We start from the raw sequence: 417 nt of genomic DNA, 5'->3' as shown, positions 1-417 counted from the left end.
CGAAGACGTGCTCCACGCGGGCGCGCACCCTGGACTTGTTGCGATTCTTCGAGCGCTCGGCTTCGTCGATCTCGCCGCCTTTGCGCACGCGCTGGTTCGTGAAGTCGCGCGCCTGCGGCGCCTTGGACTCGATCAACGCCTTCTGGCTGGCGTAGGCGCTGTCTCCATACACGCGCTGCTCGTTGCCGTGCAGCAGATCGGGCAGCGGATGCTTGTCGTGCACGTTGGCCGCGGTGACCACGGCGCTGTGCGCCAGCCCGGTGCGGCTGTCCACGCCAATGTGCATCTTCATGCCGAAGTACCACTGCTGGCCTTTGCGGGTCTGGTGCATCTCGGGGTCGCGCGCCTTGTCCGCGTTCTTCGTCGAGCTGGGCGCGCCGATGATGGTGGCGTCCACGATCGTGCCCGTGCCCACCT

At 66.9% G+C, this 417-nt stretch carries 1 protein-coding gene; it reads right to left on the bottom strand.

Translation table 11 applies throughout. From position 1 onward, the window contains the following. A partial coding sequence (locus JHD63_RS22900; RefSeq protein WP_198973120.1) for an IS5 family transposase occupies positions 1–417 on the bottom strand: 417 nt, incomplete at both ends.

The organism is Xylophilus sp. ASV27 (genome assembly GCF_016428875.1).
GTDB lineage: Bacteria > Pseudomonadota > Gammaproteobacteria > Burkholderiales > Burkholderiaceae_C > Xylophilus.
Note: the sequence above shows the minus strand (reverse complement) of the source record. Positions and strands in the feature narration are given on the sequence as shown.